Source organism: Pseudarthrobacter humi (assembly GCF_024294965.1).
Taxonomy (GTDB): Bacteria; Actinomycetota; Actinomycetes; order Actinomycetales; family Micrococcaceae; genus Arthrobacter; species Arthrobacter humi.
The window spans coordinates 34,495-49,526 of record NZ_JANCLV010000014.1 but is presented as its reverse complement, the minus strand read 5'-3'; the positions used below and the strand labels follow the sequence as shown (position 1 = coordinate 49,526).

Below are 15,032 nucleotides of genomic sequence, written 5' to 3'. Positions count from 1 at the left end.
GGCCGCCATGGAAAAGTTCACCACCCACACCGGCGTCGGCGTGCCGCTGCGCCAGAGCAACGTTGACACGGACCAGATCATCCCCGCGGTCTACCTCAAGCGGATCACCCGCACCGGCTTCGAGGACGCACTGTTCTCCGCCTGGCGCAAGGACCCGGCCTTCATCCTGAACCAGGCGCCGTTCAACGCCGGCTCCGTCCTGGTGGCAGGCCCGGATTTCGGCACCGGTTCGTCCCGTGAACATGCCGTCTGGGCGCTGAAGGACTACGGCTTCAAAACCGTGCTGTCGTCCCGGTTCGCTGATATTTTCCGCGGCAACTCCGGCAAGCAGGGTCTGCTGGCCGCTGAGCTCGCCCAGGACGACATCGAGCTGATCTGGAAAGAGCTCGAGAACGCTCCCGGCACCGAAGTCACCGTTGACCTCGTCTCCAAGACTGTCACCTGCGGCACCATCGTGGCACCCTTCGAAATCGACGATTACACGCGCTGGCGCCTCCTGGAGGGCCTGGACGATATCGGCCTGACACTCCAGCACGAAGAGGACATCACTGCCTTCGAGGCCACCCGTCCGGACTTTATGCCCACAACGCTTCCGGCCCGGCTGTCCTAAGCGCCAGCTAAGGCAACGCGGGGTCACATAAGGGCCGATAAAGTCGAATTATCGGGCGTGGAGTGACCCCGCGTTGCCTCCGTCGTTAACGGGCACGACGGCGGAAAACGACCGCGCCGGGCACGCCGTATTTCGGTTCGGTAACGCAACCTCCTATGCTTAGCTGGAGCCTTTGCAAGGATTTTGGGGCGAGTAATCGTAAGGAAACCGGTATATGAGTAGTGTTCTGACAATCCGCGGCGGAGTCCCGCTTACAGGCCGCGTCAGCGTCCGGGGCGCCAAAAACCTTGTTCCCAAGGCCATGGTGGCAGCACTGCTGGGCAACGAGCCGTCGGTGTTGCGGAACGTTCCGGAAATCAAGGACGTCGAGGTTGTCACCTCGCTCCTGCAGCTGCACGGAGTGACGGTGGTCAAGGATCCCCTCAGCGGTGACCTCACCCTGGATCCGAAGGCGGCCAAAACCGCCCCCAGCACGGCGATCGATGCCCACGCCGGTGATTCGCGGATCCCCATCCTGCTCTGCGGACCCCTGATCCATGCGATCGGTGAGGCCTTCATTCCGGACCTTGGCGGCTGCAAGATTGGTGACCGGCCCATCGACTACCACCTGAACGTGCTCCGCCAGTTCGGCGCCGTGGTGGAAAAGCGCCCGGGCGGCATTCACATATCCGCACCCAAGGGCCTGCATGGCGCCAAGATCAATCTGCCGTATCCTTCGGTCGGCGCCACGGAACAGGTGCTGCTCAGCGCCACCCGCGCCGAAGGGATCACCGAGCTTTCCGGCGCCGCCACCGAGCCTGAGATCATTGACCTCATCGCCGTGCTGCAGAAGATGGGCGCCATCATCAGCGTCCAGACCGACCGGACCATCCGCATTGAAGGCGTCCGGGACCTGGGCGGCTACAACCACCGTGCACTCTCGGACCGCAACGAATCGGCGTCGTGGGCTTCGGCAGCACTGGTGACCCGCGGTGACATCTTCGTCGAGGGCGCCTCGCAGCGGGACATGATGACCTTTCTGAACACCTACCGGAAGGTGGGCGGCGGCATGGACATCGGCGAGGACGGCATCCGCTTCTACCACCGCGGCGGCAAGCTCAACCCGCTGGTCCTGGAGACGGATGTGCACCCCGGCTTTATGACCGACTGGCAGCAGCCACTCGTGGTGGCACTGACCCAGGCCGACGGCGTCTCGATCGTCCACGAGACCGTCTACGAAAACAGGTTCGGCTTCACCGATGCGCTCATCCGGATGGGGGCCAGCATCCAGGTGCACCGCGAGTGCCTGGGCAGCGTGCCGTGCCGCTTCGGCCAGCGCAACTTCCTCCATTCCGCCGTCATCTCCGGTCCCACCCAGCTCAAGGGGGCCGACATCGACGTACCGGACCTGCGTGGCGGCTTCAGCCACCTGATCGCGGCGCTGGCCGCTTCGGGCACGTCGCGCGTGACCGGGATCGACATCATCAACCGCGGCTACGAACGTTTCACCGAAAAGCTGTCCGGCCTCGGCGCCGACTTCGACATCACCTCGACGAAGTAGCGGTGGGTACGTGAAGGAAACGGCCAAGAGCCAGGCCACATTTGTTGTGGTCGCGGCCATAGTGCGCACGGTGCTGAACGCAATGATGAACAAGAAGTGGGAAGGCCTGGAGAACCTCCCCGCCGGCGGGTTTATCGCCGCGCCCAACCATTGCACGGAAATCGATCCGCTGATCGTGGGGCACATTCTCTACAACCAGAACCGCGCCCCGCACTTCCTGGCGAAGGCCGGGCTGTTCAAGGTTCCCGTCCTAGGTGCGGTCCTGCGGGCCACCCGGCAGATCCCGGTGGAACGCTCGACGGCGGGGGCGAACCGCTCGCTGCAGCTCGCCCAGGAGATTGTGGCGGACGGCGGGGCCATCATCATCTACCCCGAGGGCACACTCACCCGCGATCCTGGGCTGTGGCCGATGAAGGGCCACACCGGCGCTGCCCGCCTTGCCTTGGAAGGCGGCATTCCCGTGGTGCCGATCGCGCACTGGGGCGCCCATGAGGTGTTCCCGCGTTATGCGAAGCGGTTCCACCTTTTCCCGCGCAGGACATCCCGGGTGATGGTGGGCAAGCCCGTTGACCTCAGCCAGTTCACGGGCCTGCCCCTGGACAAAGCAACGCTGACCGCGGCCACCGAGAAGATCATGGATGCCGTGACCGGTTTGCTGGCCGACATCCGCGGGGAGGAGCCGCCCGCTGAACGCTGGGACCCTTCCAAGCACAATCAAGCCACGCATGGTCGCTTCGTTGAGCGCGGAAATCCTGACGACGCTGCGGATGCCACCTGATGGCTGACGGAACACGTCAGGGTTCGGCCCGCTCTGTCGCCGTCCTGGGTGCCGGTTCCTGGGGAACGACGTTCGCCAAGATCCTCGCCGATGCGGCGGGCGCCGCAGGGGAAGCGCGGAGCATCCGGATTTGGGGCCGCCGCAGCGAAGTGGTGGAACAGATCAACAGCGCACACCGCAACGTCCAGTACCTGAAGGACACAGAGCTGCCGCCCAGCATTACGGCGTCCACGGACGTGCGTGACGTGCTGGCGGGCGCGGATCTGGTGGTCCTCGCAGTTCCGGCCCAGTCACTGCGTCTCCAGCTGCGTGAATGGAAGCCGCTGATCGCCCCTGATGCCATCGTGGTATCCCTGATGAAGGGCCTGGAGCTCGGCACGGACGCCCGCATGAGTGAGGTCATCAGCGACGAACTGAGGATTCCCAAGGACCGCATTGCCGTGGTCTCCGGCCCAAACCTTGCATTGGAGATCGCCCGGGAGGAACCCACAGCTTCTGTGGTGGCCTGTTCCGACGCGGCAGCCGCAGGCTGGATTGCCAGGAGCTGCACCGCACCGTACTTCCGTCCCTACACCACGGCGGACGTGGTTGGTGTGGAAATCGGCGGCATCGTCAAGAACGTCATCGCGCTGGCGGTAGGCATCTGTGAAGGTAAGCAGATGGGCGACAACACCAAGGCCTCGGTGATCACCCGCGGCCTGGCCGAAACGTCCAGGCTCGCCCTTGCACTCGGTGGCGAGGCCCAGACCATGGCCGGCCTGGCCGGCCTGGGGGACCTCGTGGCAACGTGTTCCTCGCCGCTGTCCCGAAACCATACGGCCGGGCGGATGCTGGGCCAGGGACTTACCCTCGAACAGTTGGCCCAGCAAATGACCCAAACCGCCGAAGGCATCAAATCCGGACCTGCCGTGCATGAGCTTGCAGGGAAACTGGGTGTCGAAATGCCCATCACTGCCGCCGTCGTAGCCGTCCTGGCCGGCAAACTATCCGTTGACCAACTGGGGCCGCTGTTGCTGGCCCGGGACCTGAAACCCGAAGGCGATTACTGACGATGTCCGACGATAACCTGACCGCAGCGGACTCAGCCCCCCGGGCCAAACCCCGCGTCGCGGTGCTTTTTGGCGGCCGGTCCAGCGAACACGCCGTGAGCTGCGTGACTGCCGCCGGCGTGCTGGGCGCCATCAACAAGGACAAGTACGACGTCATCCCTATCGGCATCGCCAAGTCGGGGCAGTGGGTGCTGGCCGCGGGGGATACCGCCCAGTGGTCGCTGTCCGCGTCGTCGCTGCCGGAGGTCCCGCCGTCGTCGGAGACTGTGACGCTCGCCGAAATCGGCGGCGAGCATCAGCTGATCGTCGCCTCGCCCAACCAGGTCCCACAGGAACTCGGCACGGTGGACGTTGTGTTTCCGCTGCTTCATGGTCCCTTCGGCGAAGATGGAACCATCCAAGGGCTGCTGGAATTGTCCGATACCCGCTACGTTGGCGCCGGAGTGCTCGCATCGGCTGTCGGCATGGACAAGCACTACATGAAGGTTGTTTTCGAAGCGGCCGGCCTGCACGTGGGGCCGTACATCGCCGTCACTGACCGGCAGTGGGTCAAAGACGCGGAGTCCGTCCGCAAGCAGGTGGACCAGCTCGGCTTTCCCGTGTTCGTCAAGCCGGCACGGGCGGGTTCGTCCATGGGGATCTCCAAAGTGGACTCGCTTGAGGAACTCGACGCCGCCGTCGAGGAAGCCAGACGCCACGACCTCAAGCTGGTCATCGAGGCCGGCATCGTAGGGCGCGAGATTGAGTGCGCGGTCCTGGAGGGACGCGGAACCGATTCCCCCCGTACGTCCATGCCCGGTGAAATTTCCGTCGCCGCCGGCACGCACGAATTCTACGATTTCAACGCGAAGTATGTTGAGGACGACGCCGCCGCATTGAGCTGCCCCGCCGACATCCCCGAGGAAGCCATCGTGCGCGTGCGGGAACTCGCGGCAGCTGCCTTCGACGCTGTAGGTGCGGAAGGCCTGAGCCGCGTGGACTTCTTCTACACGCCCGACGGTGAACTCATCATCAACGAGATCAACACCATGCCCGGGTTTACGCCCAAGAGCATGTACCCGCAGATGTGGGCAGCATCGGGCCTGGACTATGCGGACTTGATCGATGAGCTGATCTACCTGGCCCTGAACCGGAAGACGGGCCTGAGGTAAACCGGAGGCCCGTGGCCCGGTGGTCGAGCCTCTCTTGACCTACTTGCTGGACGGCAGGTTCTGCAGGTCTTCCTGACCCACGCAGTTCCGGCTGGCGGGGATCTTTGCCGCTGAAGCGGAAAGATCCGCCAGTACCGTCGCGGAGCTGATCTTCTCCGGATCCATCAGGATTTCCGTGGCGGGTTCGCGGCCGAAGGTAGTCAGCGTCCACACCGGATCACCCTCCTTGATGACCCAGTCGATGCCGTTGACACTCACGCATCGGTCCGTCGTCGGGCCCGGAACGTTGACGCCGCAGCGGAGGATCACCTGTGACGGGTCCCCCCAGGCGGCAGTGGCCTGGCTGTTGGTTTTCCGCAGGGCAGCATCGCCGATGGCGTCCGGAAGGGCCACCATCATCGGAGCGCAGGCCGGGTTCGCCGCATCGCCGGCGGCCGTGACATCCACAGCCGGGGCACAGGCGGACAGAACAGCTCCTGCGAGGGACGCAGTCAGCAGGATTCCGGACACGCGGACAGGCAAGGAAGAACGGGGATGGTGCATCCATCCAGCCTATCGCCGCTGCCGTGTGGAGCGGGACGCACAACGGACCGTGCGCCCGTTGAGCGCGCCTGATCGTCCAAGCGGTGGATCAGCAATGTCGGTGCCGCGCTGTAGCGTAGGGGCGTGCCTGAAATTCCGTTGACTGAAGAAACAATGACTGTCGCCGCGCTGTCCGAAACCGAATTGCTGGCCCGGATCTTTCCGCGGCTGGACATGGGCGGACCGCACAGTTCCGCAACCCTGCTGGGCCCGGGAGACGATGCCGCCATCGTCGCCGCGCCGGATGGCAGGACGGTAATCAGCATCGATACCCAGGTGCAGGACCAGGATTTCCGGCTTCAGTGGCTCAACGGGTACCGGACCACAGGCTTCGATGTGGGCTGGAAGGCGGCTGCCCAGAACCTGAGCGATATCAACGCCATGGGCGCAGTGGCTACATCGTTGGTGGTGAGCCTGACGTTGCCGCCCGACACCCCTGTCAGCTGGGTGGCGGACCTGGCCGACGGTCTGACTGCGGGAATCCGGGAGCTCGGTGCCACCGGCTGCTCGGTGGCCGGAGGTGACCTGGGCCGCGGCAGGGAAATTTCCGTTACGGTCGCCGTGCTGGGCACACTGGCTGGCGGCAAGGCGGTCCTGCGGTCGGGGGCCTGTGCCGGCGACGTTCTGGCCCTGGCCGGTACGGTGGGCAGGGCCGCAGCCGGGCTCGCCCTCCTGGAGTCGGAGATCGCGGTGCAGTCCCTGGCACCCGCGCAGCGGGTGCTCGTGGAACTTCAGTGCAGACCCCGGCCGCCACTGTCCGCCGGGCCGATGGCCAGGTCAGCCGGTGCCACCGCCATGCTGGATGTCTCCGACGGCCTGGTGCGCGACGGCGGCCGCCTCGCCGCAGCCAGCGGCGTCGTCCTTGACCTTGACCCCGCAGCACTGAAACCTTTCGCGGAAGCCCTGCGCCCGGCGTCGGACCTTCTCAGAGCTGACCCCATGGTCTGGGTGCTGGGCGGGGGAGAGGACCACGGGCTGCTGGCCACATTCCCGGCCGGCGTTCAGCTGCCTGCCGGATTCACTGCGATAGGCTCAGTACAAGCCTTGGGAAGCGCCACACTTCCGGGCGTCACAATTGCGGGCCACGCCGTTGGCACCGGGGGATGGGATCACTTTGCAGACTAAGGTTGCCGCCAACGCGCAAGCGATGAAGCGGTGGTTGGACAAGGCTGAAACCGCCATTGCCAACCACAGCGACCGCCTCAATGCCATCAACATCTTCCCCGTGGCGGACGGTGATACCGGCACCAACCTTTACCTCACCGTTCGGGCGGCCGCCCGTGCCCTGCACAGCGGCCCGGCGGGCCGAGGCGCTGCAGTCCCGGCTGACGCCGGCCACGCGGATGTCGGAGCGGTGCTGGCGCGTGCCGGAAGGGCTGCGATGGAGCAGGCCCGCGGCAATTCCGGAACTCTCTTCTCAGTCTTTCTCTGCGCCGCTGCTGAACCCCTGGCCGGTCACACCCGCCTGACGTCTACCCTCCTGGCCGCCGCGCTGAACCGTGCCCAGATCCGGGCCTGGTCCGCGTTGAGCGACCCCGTGCCAGGCACCATGCTTTCGGTGATGGAAGCCGCGGCCCGGGCCGCGGCGGCAGTGGACGCCGGACACAACGGCGACGACAGCAACCAAGCCCTGGGCAAAGCCCTCGACGCTGCCGTCAACGGCGCGCTGAAAGCAGTAGTCAGCACCGAAAGCCAGTTGGCGGCCCTTGAAGCCGCGCATGTGGTCGATGCCGGGGGCGTTGGTATGCTACTCATCCTCGACTGCCTCCGCTCCGCCGTTCTTGGCGAGGAACTGCGGGGCGAACTCCTCGACGGGCTGCACGGCTTCGACGTCCAGGACCCCCACATCCACGCCGACATGCCGGCTGACGACGGCGTTGAGGTCATGTGCACCATCAGCCTTTCGCCGCTCAGCGCGGCCACGCTGCGCCAGCGACTCGACGAGGTCGGCGAGTCCGTCATCATGAGCCAGGTGGACAGTTTGGCCGATGCTGAAGGCAGCTACCGGTGGCGCGTCCATGTCCACGTCCCCGACGCCGCACCCGCGGTGGCCCTGATCCGTTCCCTCGGCGAGCCCAGCGACATTTCGGTCAGCGAACTCGCCCTGGCCCGCGAACCCGAACCAGCTCCGGTGAACTCCAGTGGGCATGAACGCTGAACTCGACCTGGGCCTGGAACGGCTGATCGGAAGGCGGTCAGCATCGGCTATTGAGAAGCATCTGGGCATCGCTACAGTCGGCGGCCTCCTGAACTACTTCCCTCGCCGCTACCTGAACCGCGGCGAACTGACGCCCATCAGCGAGCTGCCGCTGGACGAAGAGGTCACGCTTTTTGCGCGGGTGCTCTCCAACAGCACTCGCAAGATGCATACGCGGCGTGGTTCCATCACGGACGTTGTGATCACCGACGACGCCGCTTCCCACGGTCGTCCGCGCCTTTCCGCAGTCGGCCCAGGCAGCGGGCACGGCACGCTCAAGATTACGTTTTTTAGCGGACACCGGGCACAGGCGCAGCTCCTGCCTGGCCGGCGGGTGATGTTCTCCGGCAAGGTGACTCGCTACGGAACGTCCCTGGGTTTGACCAACCCGGACTTCCACCTCCTCGACGAGGACCCGGACATGCCGGCAATGGACCCCGAAAAGCTCGCCGCGATGCCCATCCCGGTCTACCCGGCCACCGCAAAGCTCACCAGCTGGTCGATTCAGAAAGTCATCGCCACGCTCCTGGAAACCGTGGATCTGGAGGCCCTGCCGGATCCGCTGCCGGAGGCGGTGGCCCGCAGGGAGAAATTCCTTCCCGTGGCCGAGGCCTACCGGCTCATCCATAGGCCGGAATCGCAGGCTGACTGGATGAAGGCCCAGGAGCGATTGCGCTACCAGGAGGCCCTGGTCCTGCAGGCGGCCTTGGCGCGGCGCCGTGCCCAGCTGGCGGCAGAGGAAGCCACGGCGCGGCGGCCGGCCATCAACGGGCTGCTGGCGGCGTTTGACAGGCAGCTTCCCTTCACACTCACCGGCGGCCAGGCCGCCGTCGGAAAAACGCTGGCCACGGAGCTGGCGCAGGACAGCCCCATGAACCGGCTGCTGCAGGGTGAGGTCGGCTCGGGCAAAACCATCGTCGCGCTGCGGGCGATGCTGCAGGTGGTGGATGCCGGCGGGCAGGCTGCGCTTCTGGCGCCCACCGAGGTCCTCGCCGCGCAGCACTTCGATTCCATCCGGCGGACCCTGGGCTCCCTGTCCCGCGACCCGATGCTGTCCGCGGACGGGCTGCTGGGCAGCCTGGCCGAACGGGCGGTGCAGGTCACCCTCCTCACGGGCTCCATGCCCACCGCCGCCCGGAAACGGGCCATGCTCGACGCCGCATCCGGCGCCGCCGGGATTGTGATCGGCACGCACGCGCTGCTCAGCGGCAACGTCGCGTTCTACGACCTTGGCCTGATCGTGGTGGACGAACAGCACCGGTTCGGCGTGGAGCAGCGGGACGTCCTCAGGTCCAAGGCCAACAAGCCGCCGCACCTGCTGGTCATGACGGCCACGCCCATTCCGCGTACCGTGGCCATGACGATCTTCGGCGACCTCGAAACGTCGGTCCTGGACGAGCTCCCGGCCGGCCGGGCACCGATTTCCACCCATGTGGTGGGCCTCGCCGAGAACCCCGGCTGGGCAGAGCGCATCTGGTCCCGTTCCCGTGAGGAGATCGACGCCGGGCACCAGGTGTACGTGGTGTGCCCCCGGATCGGAACGGACGACGACGGCGACTTCAGCCCGGGGGAAGCGGAACCTTCCGCGGCTGACCTCGCGGGCGACGGCGCTGCGCGGGAGCTCGCGTCCGTGACCGCCGTCGTCGAACATCTCCTGCAGGTGCCGGCCCTGGCCGGGGTGCCCCTTGGGCCGATGCACGGCCGTTTGGACACCGCAGTGAAGTCCGCCGCGATGGCCGACTTCACCGCCAACCGGACCAAGCTCCTGGTCTCCACCACAGTCATCGAAGTCGGCGTCGACGTCCACAACGCAACACTGATGGTGATCCTCGACGCCGACCGTTTTGGCATTTCGCAGCTGCACCAGCTGCGCGGCCGGGTGGGCCGTGGCGGGCTTCCGGGAACGTGCCTGCTGGTCACCAACCTCGAACGCGGGCACCCGAGCCGGCGCCGGCTCGATGCCGTGGCGGCAACCACCGACGGCTTCGAACTGTCGCAGGAGGACTTGAAGCTGCGCCGCGAGGGCGACATCCTGGGCGCTTCGCAGTCCGGCGGCCGCTCCACCCTGAAACTGCTGCGCGTGCTGGAACACGAGGACATCATTGCGCAGGCGCGCCAGGACGCCCAGGAAATCGTGGGCTCAGATCCTGCACTGGCGCGGCATCCGCGGTTGGCGGAGGCCATTGACGAGTACTTGAACCCCGAGAAGGAGGCGTTCCTTGAGCGCGGATAGGAGGCGGCCATGAGCCGCATCATCGCGGGCGCCGCAGGCGGGACCCCCCTGGTCAGCGTCCCCGGCTCCCTGACCAGGCCCACTACCGACCGCGTGAAGGAAGCACTGTTCTCCCGGCTCGAGGCCTTCGGGATCATTGCCGGTGCCCGGGTCCTGGACCTGTACGCAGGGTCCGGATCGTTGGGCGTGGAGAGCGGCAGCCGGGGCGCTGAGGCCGTCGACCTCGTGGAATTCGATGCCAAGGCCAGTTCCGTGTGCCAACGCAACGCGGACCTGATCAACGGCGTGCTGGGCCGCAAGGCAGTGACGGTCCACCGGTCCAGGGTGGAGTCCTTCCTGGAGCGCACGGCCGAGACGGCCAGCTGGGACCTGGTATTCCTGGACCCGCCGTATCCGCTGGATGACCCTGCCCTGTCGGCGGTGCTGGGCAAACTCGCCGATCATCTGGCTCCGGCGGCGGTGGTAGTGGTGGAGCGGTCCTCGCGTTCACCGGAGCCGTTCTGGCCCGCCGGCCTGGAACGGTTTGCCGAGAAGAAGTACGGCGAAACGCGACTCTGGTTCGCGGAGCCATTTGTGCCGGACGCCATCACGCCGGACGTCGTCATTGAGGAGCAGTCGCCGAAGCAGGTTTAGGGCCCGGCCCGGGACGCGGGGAGTCCGCGGCTCAGTCGGCGAGGCCATCCAGGTCCAGGCCGGCCAGAACCTTCGCAGGGTGCGGGCCTCGTGCCGTCAGTTCGGCGGTCCAGGCTGCGGGCCACGGAGTCTGCGTTCCGGCGAGGATGATATTGCCGGGGTAGCGGCCCGCGAACATCCCGGTTTCGGCGAAGGCTGCCACGTCGGTCATGGCGCGGCGCATGGCGGCGGCCTGGCTTCGCACCAGGGTCAGTCCGGGTTCATCACCCACGTTGACGATCAGCAAGCCTTCCGGTCCAAGGCGAGCACGGGCCTCCTGGTAGAACTCCTCGCAGGCGATGTGGGCCGGGGCGTCCGGACCGGAAAAGATGTCCAGGATCACGACGTCGAACTGAAGTGCCGGGTCCAGGTCCGCCAGGGCATCGCGGGCATCGCCGATGACGGTGTGCAGGTCGGTACCGTCAGGCAGGGGGAGTTGCTGCAGGACAAAGTCGAGGAGCTCGCGTTCCAGCTCCACCGCATACTGGACGGATCCGGGCCTCGTCGCCTGGATGTAGCGGGCAAGGGTCAGGGCTCCGGCCCCAAGGTGGAGCGCGGTGATTGGCCGGCCTTCGGGAGCGGCGAGGTCCACAATGTGGCCGATCCGCCGCAGGTACTCGTAAAAGATCTCCTCAGGATGCGCCAGGTTGACGTGGGACTGCTCGGCCCCGCCGATGCTCAGGACGTAGCCGCCGTCGGTGAAAGCATCGGGCTCGATGGACGCGTGCTGTCCCGTGGTCCGCAGGAACCGCGTGGAACGTGTGCCGCCGGGCTCCGCCATCAGAGCTTTCCGCTGAGGGTCGCCAGCCTGGCGGCGGCCTCCTCGAGGAGCTCCACTTTCTTGCAGAACGCGAATCTGAGCAGGCTCCGTGTCCGTTCCGCGCCCTCCGGGTGGCAGAACACGGGGACGGGGATCGCGGCCACTCCCACCAGGCCGGGCAGCCTGCGGGCCAGGTCCACGGAGTCGCCAATGCCAAGGGGTGCGGTGTCCACGTTGACGAAATAGGTTCCCTGCGGCGTGTAAACGTCGAATCCTGCAGCGCGAAGGCCTTCGCTGAGGATGTCCCGTTTCTTCTGGAGAGTGGCCGCAACACCCTGGTAAAACTCATCCGGCAGTGCGAGGCCGGTCGCAATGGCCGCCTGGAACGGGGTACCGGAGCTGTAGGTCAGGAACTGCTTGACGGTGCGGACGGCCGCCACCAGGTGTTCCGGGCCGGTCAGCCAGCCGATCTTCCAGCCGGTGAAAGAAAAGGTCTTTCCGGCAGACGAGATGGTGATGGTCCGCTCAGCTGCACCCGGCAGGGTGGCGACAGGAATGTGCCTGGCCCCGAAAGTGAGGTGCTCGTACACCTCGTCGGTGATGATGAGGCAGTCATGCTTTGCGGCAAGCTCAACGACGCGCTGCAGCACCTGGCGGGGGAAGACCGCGCCGGTGGGATTGTGCGGGTTGTTCAACAGCACCACCCTGGTGCGGTCGGTGAAGGCCGCCGCCAGGGCTGTCATGTCAGGGTAAAACTCGGGAGCCAGCAGCGGGGCGGTGACGTGGGTGGCGCCTGACAGGCCGATGACGGCGCCGTACGAGTCATAGAACGGCTCAAAGGTCAGCACCTCGTCGCCGGGGCCAACGAACGCCAGCAGCGTTGCGGCGATACCCTCTGTGGCGCCGGTAGTGACGATGACCTCGGTGTGCGGGTCCGGAGCCAGCCCGTAGAACCGTTCCTGGTGGGTAGCCACGGCCTCACGGAGTTCCAGGATGCCCTTGCCGGGCGCGTACTGGTTGGCCCCGGCTTCGATGGCGGCCATCGCTGCCGCCTTGATTTCCCGCGGTCCGTCCTCGTCAGGAAAGCCCTGCCCGAGGTTGATGGCGCCGGTCTGCGCCGCCAGCGTGGTCATCTCTTCGAAGATGGTGACGCCCAGTTGGCCGGCAGGTCCCAGAAGGTTGGCGCCTGAGGCAGTGCGCTGCCACGGGGCAGGCACGGTGGGCATGGAAAGGTCCCGTGGTGGATGCATCCAGTCATGGTATCCCGGCCGTCCCATGCGGTAGGTTCGGTGCATGAGACGCGCTGTCTGCCCCGGATCCTTTGACCCCATTCACAACGGCCATCTCGAGGTCATCGCCCGTGCCGCCGGCCTCTTCGATGAGGTGATCGTGGCGGTTTCGACCAACTATGCGAAGAAGTACATGTTCAGCCTGGGGGACCGCCTGGATATGGCGCGCGAAACCCTGGCATCCCTCAAAGGCATTGTGGTGGAGCCGGTGGGCGACGGTCTTCTGGCCGAGTACTGCCGCCAGCGCGGTGTCTCCGCGATCGTCAAAGGTCTCCGCTCATCCTCAGACTTCGACTACGAACTTCCGATGGCCACGATGAACCGCCAGCTCAGCGGTGTGGAAACGGTGTTCCTGCCCGCGGAGGCGCACTACCTGCATTTGTCATCCACCCTCATCAAAGAGGTGGCCGGGCTGGGTGGCAGCGTGTCCGACTATGTGCCCCGGTCGGTACATAAAAGGTTGCTCGCGGGCGGGTCTGCGCCCGATCAGCCGGCAAGAGGGTAGGCTAGTCCGGTACTTCGGCGTCCGCTGCCTTGTGGTTCGCAGGCCTGGTTTGAGTCCCTGCGGTTCTTCAGGCTAAGATGGTACGTCGGTCATATGTTCAACAGGAGTTCTCATTAAACGAGATGCTAGTTCGCCCTTGGCGTTCGACGTCAAGGACCTCGGGCGCAGCCCGGGCAGCATGCGGACACTGAAGGAACATGTACCCGCACCAAGTGATCTTGGTGTGGCACTCATTGGCGTTCAGGAAGGCTCGGACATCGAGCTGGATCTGAGGCTTGAGGCCGTACACGAAGGAATCCTGGTATCAGGAACCGCAGTCGCCGAAGTAACAGGCGAATGCGGCAGATGCCTGGATCCCCTTGCGTATGACCTTGAGGTCAATGTGCAAGAACTTTTCTTCTATGAGGGCGTTGTGCTTTCGGACGAAGAAGACGAAGAAGAGCAATATCGAGTCGAGCGCGATGTTATCGATCTTGAGCCGGTGTTGCGGGACGCAGTTGTAACCATGCTGCCGTTCCAGCCGGTGTGCCGGGAAGACTGCCAGGGCCTTTGCTCCGAATGTGGAGTCCGCCTGGAAGACGAGCCGGGGCATCACCACGAGATCGTAGATCCTCGCTGGGCCGCCCTAGCCGACTTGGCTAAGCCTGACCGGCAAAACTGATTTGTACGTGTTTGTCTAGAGAGAAATGAGTTAGCCGTGGCTGTCCCGAAGCGGAAAATGTCTCGCTCGAATACCCGCGCCCGCCGCTCCCAGTGGAAGGCAACTGCCCCCCACTTGGTGAAGACTGTCGAAAACGGCCAGGTTACCTACAGCCTGCCGCACCAGGCAAAGGTCGTTACCGACTCGGCTGGCACCGCGCTGTTCCTTGAGTACAAGGGCCGCAAGGTCGCAGACGTCTAATCGGCCGCTTGGGCTGACATGATGTCTTCAACTGAAGAGCTTCTGAAGCGTCTCGGTGTCTCCATTGACGCCGGGACGCTTCGTCTTGCTCTCACGCACCGTTCCTACGCCTACGAAAACGGCGGCATCCCCACCAACGAGCGGCTCGAATTCCTGGGCGACTCCATCCTGGGCTTCTCCGTGACCGATGCCCTGTACCGGGACAACCCCACACTGCCCGAAGGCGACCTCGCCAAACGCCGCTCCGCGGTTGTCAGCACGCGAGCCCTCGCCGGCATCGGCCGCAGCCTGGGCATCGGGGACTATATCTACCTGGGGCAGGGCGAAAAGCTCACCGAGGGCAAGAACAAGGCCTCCATCCTGGCGGACACCATGGAGGCACTCATTGGTGCCACGTACGTGTCCAACGACATTGAGACTGCCCGTCAGCTGGTCATGCGCCTGATTGGTCCGCTCCTTAGGGATGCGGGCGCACTCGGCGCCGGCACGGACTGGAAGACCAGCATCCAGGAACTGGCAGCCAGCCGGCAGATGGGCACTATCTACTACGCCGTTGAGGGGACGGGGCCGGACCACGCCCGTACTTTCACGGCTGTCCTGAATATCGGGGGCAAGCCATATGGCAATGGGTCGGGCCATTCGAAGAAGGAAGCGGAGCAGGAAGCTGCCGCGGACGCCTGGCGGCAGCTCTCCCCAGGCGCGGGAGCCGCCGTGGCCTCAGCGGCGGAGGGCACATCGCCAGAGTCCTCCCGCAGCGTCTAGGCT

General features: G+C 65.5%; 16 protein-coding genes. 13 read left to right on the top strand and 3 right to left on the bottom strand.

Annotated features, from left to right (window positions below; genetic code table 11):
- Positions 1-7: 7 nt before the first annotated feature.
- From leuD to NFC73_RS16955, 5 genes are all read left to right on the top strand, one after another.
- Complete coding sequence (gene leuD, locus NFC73_RS16975) at positions 8-610, top strand: 3-isopropylmalate dehydratase small subunit (protein ID WP_254752067.1); 603 nt, start codon at positions 8-10, stop codon at positions 608-610.
- Positions 611-824: 214 nt separating this feature from the next.
- A complete protein-coding gene (gene murA, locus NFC73_RS16970; protein WP_254752065.1) occupies positions 825-2,150 on the top strand; it encodes a UDP-N-acetylglucosamine 1-carboxyvinyltransferase in 1,326 nt (441 codons plus the stop codon).
- Positions 2,151-2,160: 10 nt separating this feature from the next.
- A complete protein-coding gene (locus NFC73_RS16965; protein ID WP_254752063.1) occupies positions 2,161-2,928 on the top strand; it encodes a lysophospholipid acyltransferase family protein in 768 nt (255 codons plus the stop codon).
- A complete protein-coding gene (locus tag NFC73_RS16960; protein WP_254752061.1) occupies positions 2,928-3,977 on the top strand; it encodes an NAD(P)H-dependent glycerol-3-phosphate dehydrogenase in 1,050 nt (349 codons plus the stop codon). The genes NFC73_RS16965 and NFC73_RS16960 overlap by 1 nt, the downstream gene beginning before the upstream one ends.
- A gap of 2 nt (positions 3,978-3,979) precedes the next feature.
- Positions 3,980-5,128, top strand: a complete 1,149-nt coding sequence (locus tag NFC73_RS16955) for a D-alanine--D-alanine ligase family protein (RefSeq protein ID WP_254752059.1) — start codon at positions 3,980-3,982, stop codon at positions 5,126-5,128.
- Positions 5,129-5,167: 39 nt separating this feature from the next.
- Here NFC73_RS16955 and NFC73_RS16950 read toward each other — a convergent pair whose 3' ends face one another.
- Positions 5,168-5,671 carry a DUF3515 domain-containing protein gene (locus tag NFC73_RS16950; protein ID WP_254752057.1) on the bottom strand — a complete coding sequence of 168 codons (504 nt, stop codon included), beginning with the start codon at positions 5,669-5,671 and terminating at the stop codon, positions 5,168-5,170.
- Between the two features lie 153 nt (positions 5,672-5,824).
- On the opposite strand from NFC73_RS16950, the gene thiL reads away from it, so the two are divergent.
- From thiL to rsmD, 4 genes are read left to right on the top strand one after another with little or no spacing between them, the layout of a single operon-like run.
- Positions 5,825-6,835, top strand: a complete 1,011-nt coding sequence (gene thiL / locus NFC73_RS16945) for a thiamine-phosphate kinase (protein ID WP_254752164.1) — start codon at positions 5,825-5,827, stop codon at positions 6,833-6,835.
- 22 nt (positions 6,836-6,857) lie between these two features.
- Positions 6,858-7,868: a DAK2 domain-containing protein gene (locus tag NFC73_RS16940; protein WP_254752055.1), complete on the top strand. Its 1,011-nt coding sequence runs from the start codon at positions 6,858-6,860 to the stop codon at positions 7,866-7,868.
- Entirely contained in the window at positions 7,858-10,140 is a 2,283-nt protein-coding gene (locus NFC73_RS16935; RefSeq protein WP_254752053.1) for an ATP-dependent DNA helicase RecG, read from the top strand. The genes NFC73_RS16940 and NFC73_RS16935 overlap by 11 nt, the downstream gene beginning before the upstream one ends.
- Before the next feature lie 9 nt (positions 10,141-10,149).
- A complete protein-coding gene (rsmD, locus tag NFC73_RS16930) occupies positions 10,150-10,773 on the top strand; it encodes a 16S rRNA (guanine(966)-N(2))-methyltransferase RsmD (protein WP_254752051.1) in 624 nt (207 codons plus the stop codon).
- A gap of 31 nt (positions 10,774-10,804) precedes the next feature.
- Here the strand turns inward: rsmD and NFC73_RS16925 are convergent, their stop codons facing one another.
- Together NFC73_RS16925 and NFC73_RS16920 are read right to left on the bottom strand one after the other, a co-directional pair.
- The gene (locus NFC73_RS16925) at positions 10,805-11,593 is read right to left on the bottom strand and encodes a spermidine synthase (RefSeq protein ID WP_254752049.1); all 789 of its coding nucleotides are present in this window, start codon (positions 11,591-11,593) and stop codon (positions 10,805-10,807) included.
- Entirely contained in the window at positions 11,593-12,822 is a 1,230-nt protein-coding gene (locus tag NFC73_RS16920) for an aminotransferase class I/II-fold pyridoxal phosphate-dependent enzyme (protein ID WP_254752047.1), read from the bottom strand. The genes NFC73_RS16925 and NFC73_RS16920 overlap by 1 nt, the downstream gene beginning before the upstream one ends.
- A 43-nt stretch (positions 12,823-12,865) precedes the next feature.
- Between NFC73_RS16920 and coaD the strand changes: the two genes are divergently transcribed.
- From coaD to rnc, 4 genes are all read left to right on the top strand, one after another.
- Complete coding sequence (coaD, locus tag NFC73_RS16915) at positions 12,866-13,366, top strand: pantetheine-phosphate adenylyltransferase (RefSeq protein ID WP_141140891.1); 501 nt, start codon at positions 12,866-12,868, stop codon at positions 13,364-13,366.
- Between the two features lie 136 nt (positions 13,367-13,502).
- On the top strand, positions 13,503-14,027 hold the full coding sequence (locus NFC73_RS16910) for a YceD family protein (RefSeq protein WP_254752045.1): 525 nt from the start codon (positions 13,503-13,505) through the stop codon (positions 14,025-14,027).
- Between the two features lie 36 nt (positions 14,028-14,063).
- Positions 14,064-14,267, top strand: a complete 204-nt coding sequence (gene rpmF / locus NFC73_RS16905; protein WP_009356569.1) for a 50S ribosomal protein L32 — start codon at positions 14,064-14,066, stop codon at positions 14,265-14,267.
- Positions 14,268-14,288: 21 nt separating this feature from the next.
- Positions 14,289-15,029 carry a ribonuclease III gene (gene rnc / locus NFC73_RS16900; RefSeq protein ID WP_254752043.1) on the top strand — a complete coding sequence of 247 codons (741 nt, stop codon included), beginning with the start codon at positions 14,289-14,291 and terminating at the stop codon, positions 15,027-15,029.
- Positions 15,030-15,032 lie beyond the last annotated feature (3 nt).

Bases quoted from the DNA above. Each gene is read 5' to 3' on its own strand.
- rsmD (WP_254752051.1), top strand. From the start codon at position 10,150: ATGAGCCGCATCATCGCGGGCGCCGCAGGCGGGACCCCCCTGGTCAGC.
- coaD (WP_141140891.1), top strand. From the start codon at position 12,866: ATGAGACGCGCTGTCTGCCCCGGATCCTTTGACCCCATTCACAACGGC.
- rnc (WP_254752043.1), top strand. From the start codon at position 14,289: ATGTCTTCAACTGAAGAGCTTCTGAAGCGTCTCGGTGTCTCCATTGAC.
- murA (WP_254752065.1), top strand. From the start codon at position 825: ATGAGTAGTGTTCTGACAATCCGCGGCGGAGTCCCGCTTACAGGCCGC.
- NFC73_RS16940 (WP_254752055.1), top strand. From the start codon at position 6,858: ATGAAGCGGTGGTTGGACAAGGCTGAAACCGCCATTGCCAACCACAGC.
- NFC73_RS16935 (WP_254752053.1), top strand. From the start codon at position 7,858: ATGAACGCTGAACTCGACCTGGGCCTGGAACGGCTGATCGGAAGGCGG.
- NFC73_RS16960 (WP_254752061.1), top strand. From the start codon at position 2,928: ATGGCTGACGGAACACGTCAGGGTTCGGCCCGCTCTGTCGCCGTCCTG.
- NFC73_RS16925 (WP_254752049.1), bottom strand. From the start codon at position 11,593: ATGGCGGAGCCCGGCGGCACACGTTCCACGCGGTTCCTGCGGACCACG.
- leuD (WP_254752067.1), top strand. From the start codon at position 8: ATGGAAAAGTTCACCACCCACACCGGCGTCGGCGTGCCGCTGCGCCAG.
- NFC73_RS16950 (WP_254752057.1), bottom strand. From the start codon at position 5,671: ATGCACCATCCCCGTTCTTCCTTGCCTGTCCGCGTGTCCGGAATCCTG.
- thiL (WP_254752164.1), top strand. From the start codon at position 5,825: ATGACTGTCGCCGCGCTGTCCGAAACCGAATTGCTGGCCCGGATCTTT.
- NFC73_RS16955 (WP_254752059.1), top strand. From the start codon at position 3,980: ATGTCCGACGATAACCTGACCGCAGCGGACTCAGCCCCCCGGGCCAAA.
- NFC73_RS16920 (WP_254752047.1), bottom strand. From the start codon at position 12,822: ATGCATCCACCACGGGACCTTTCCATGCCCACCGTGCCTGCCCCGTGG.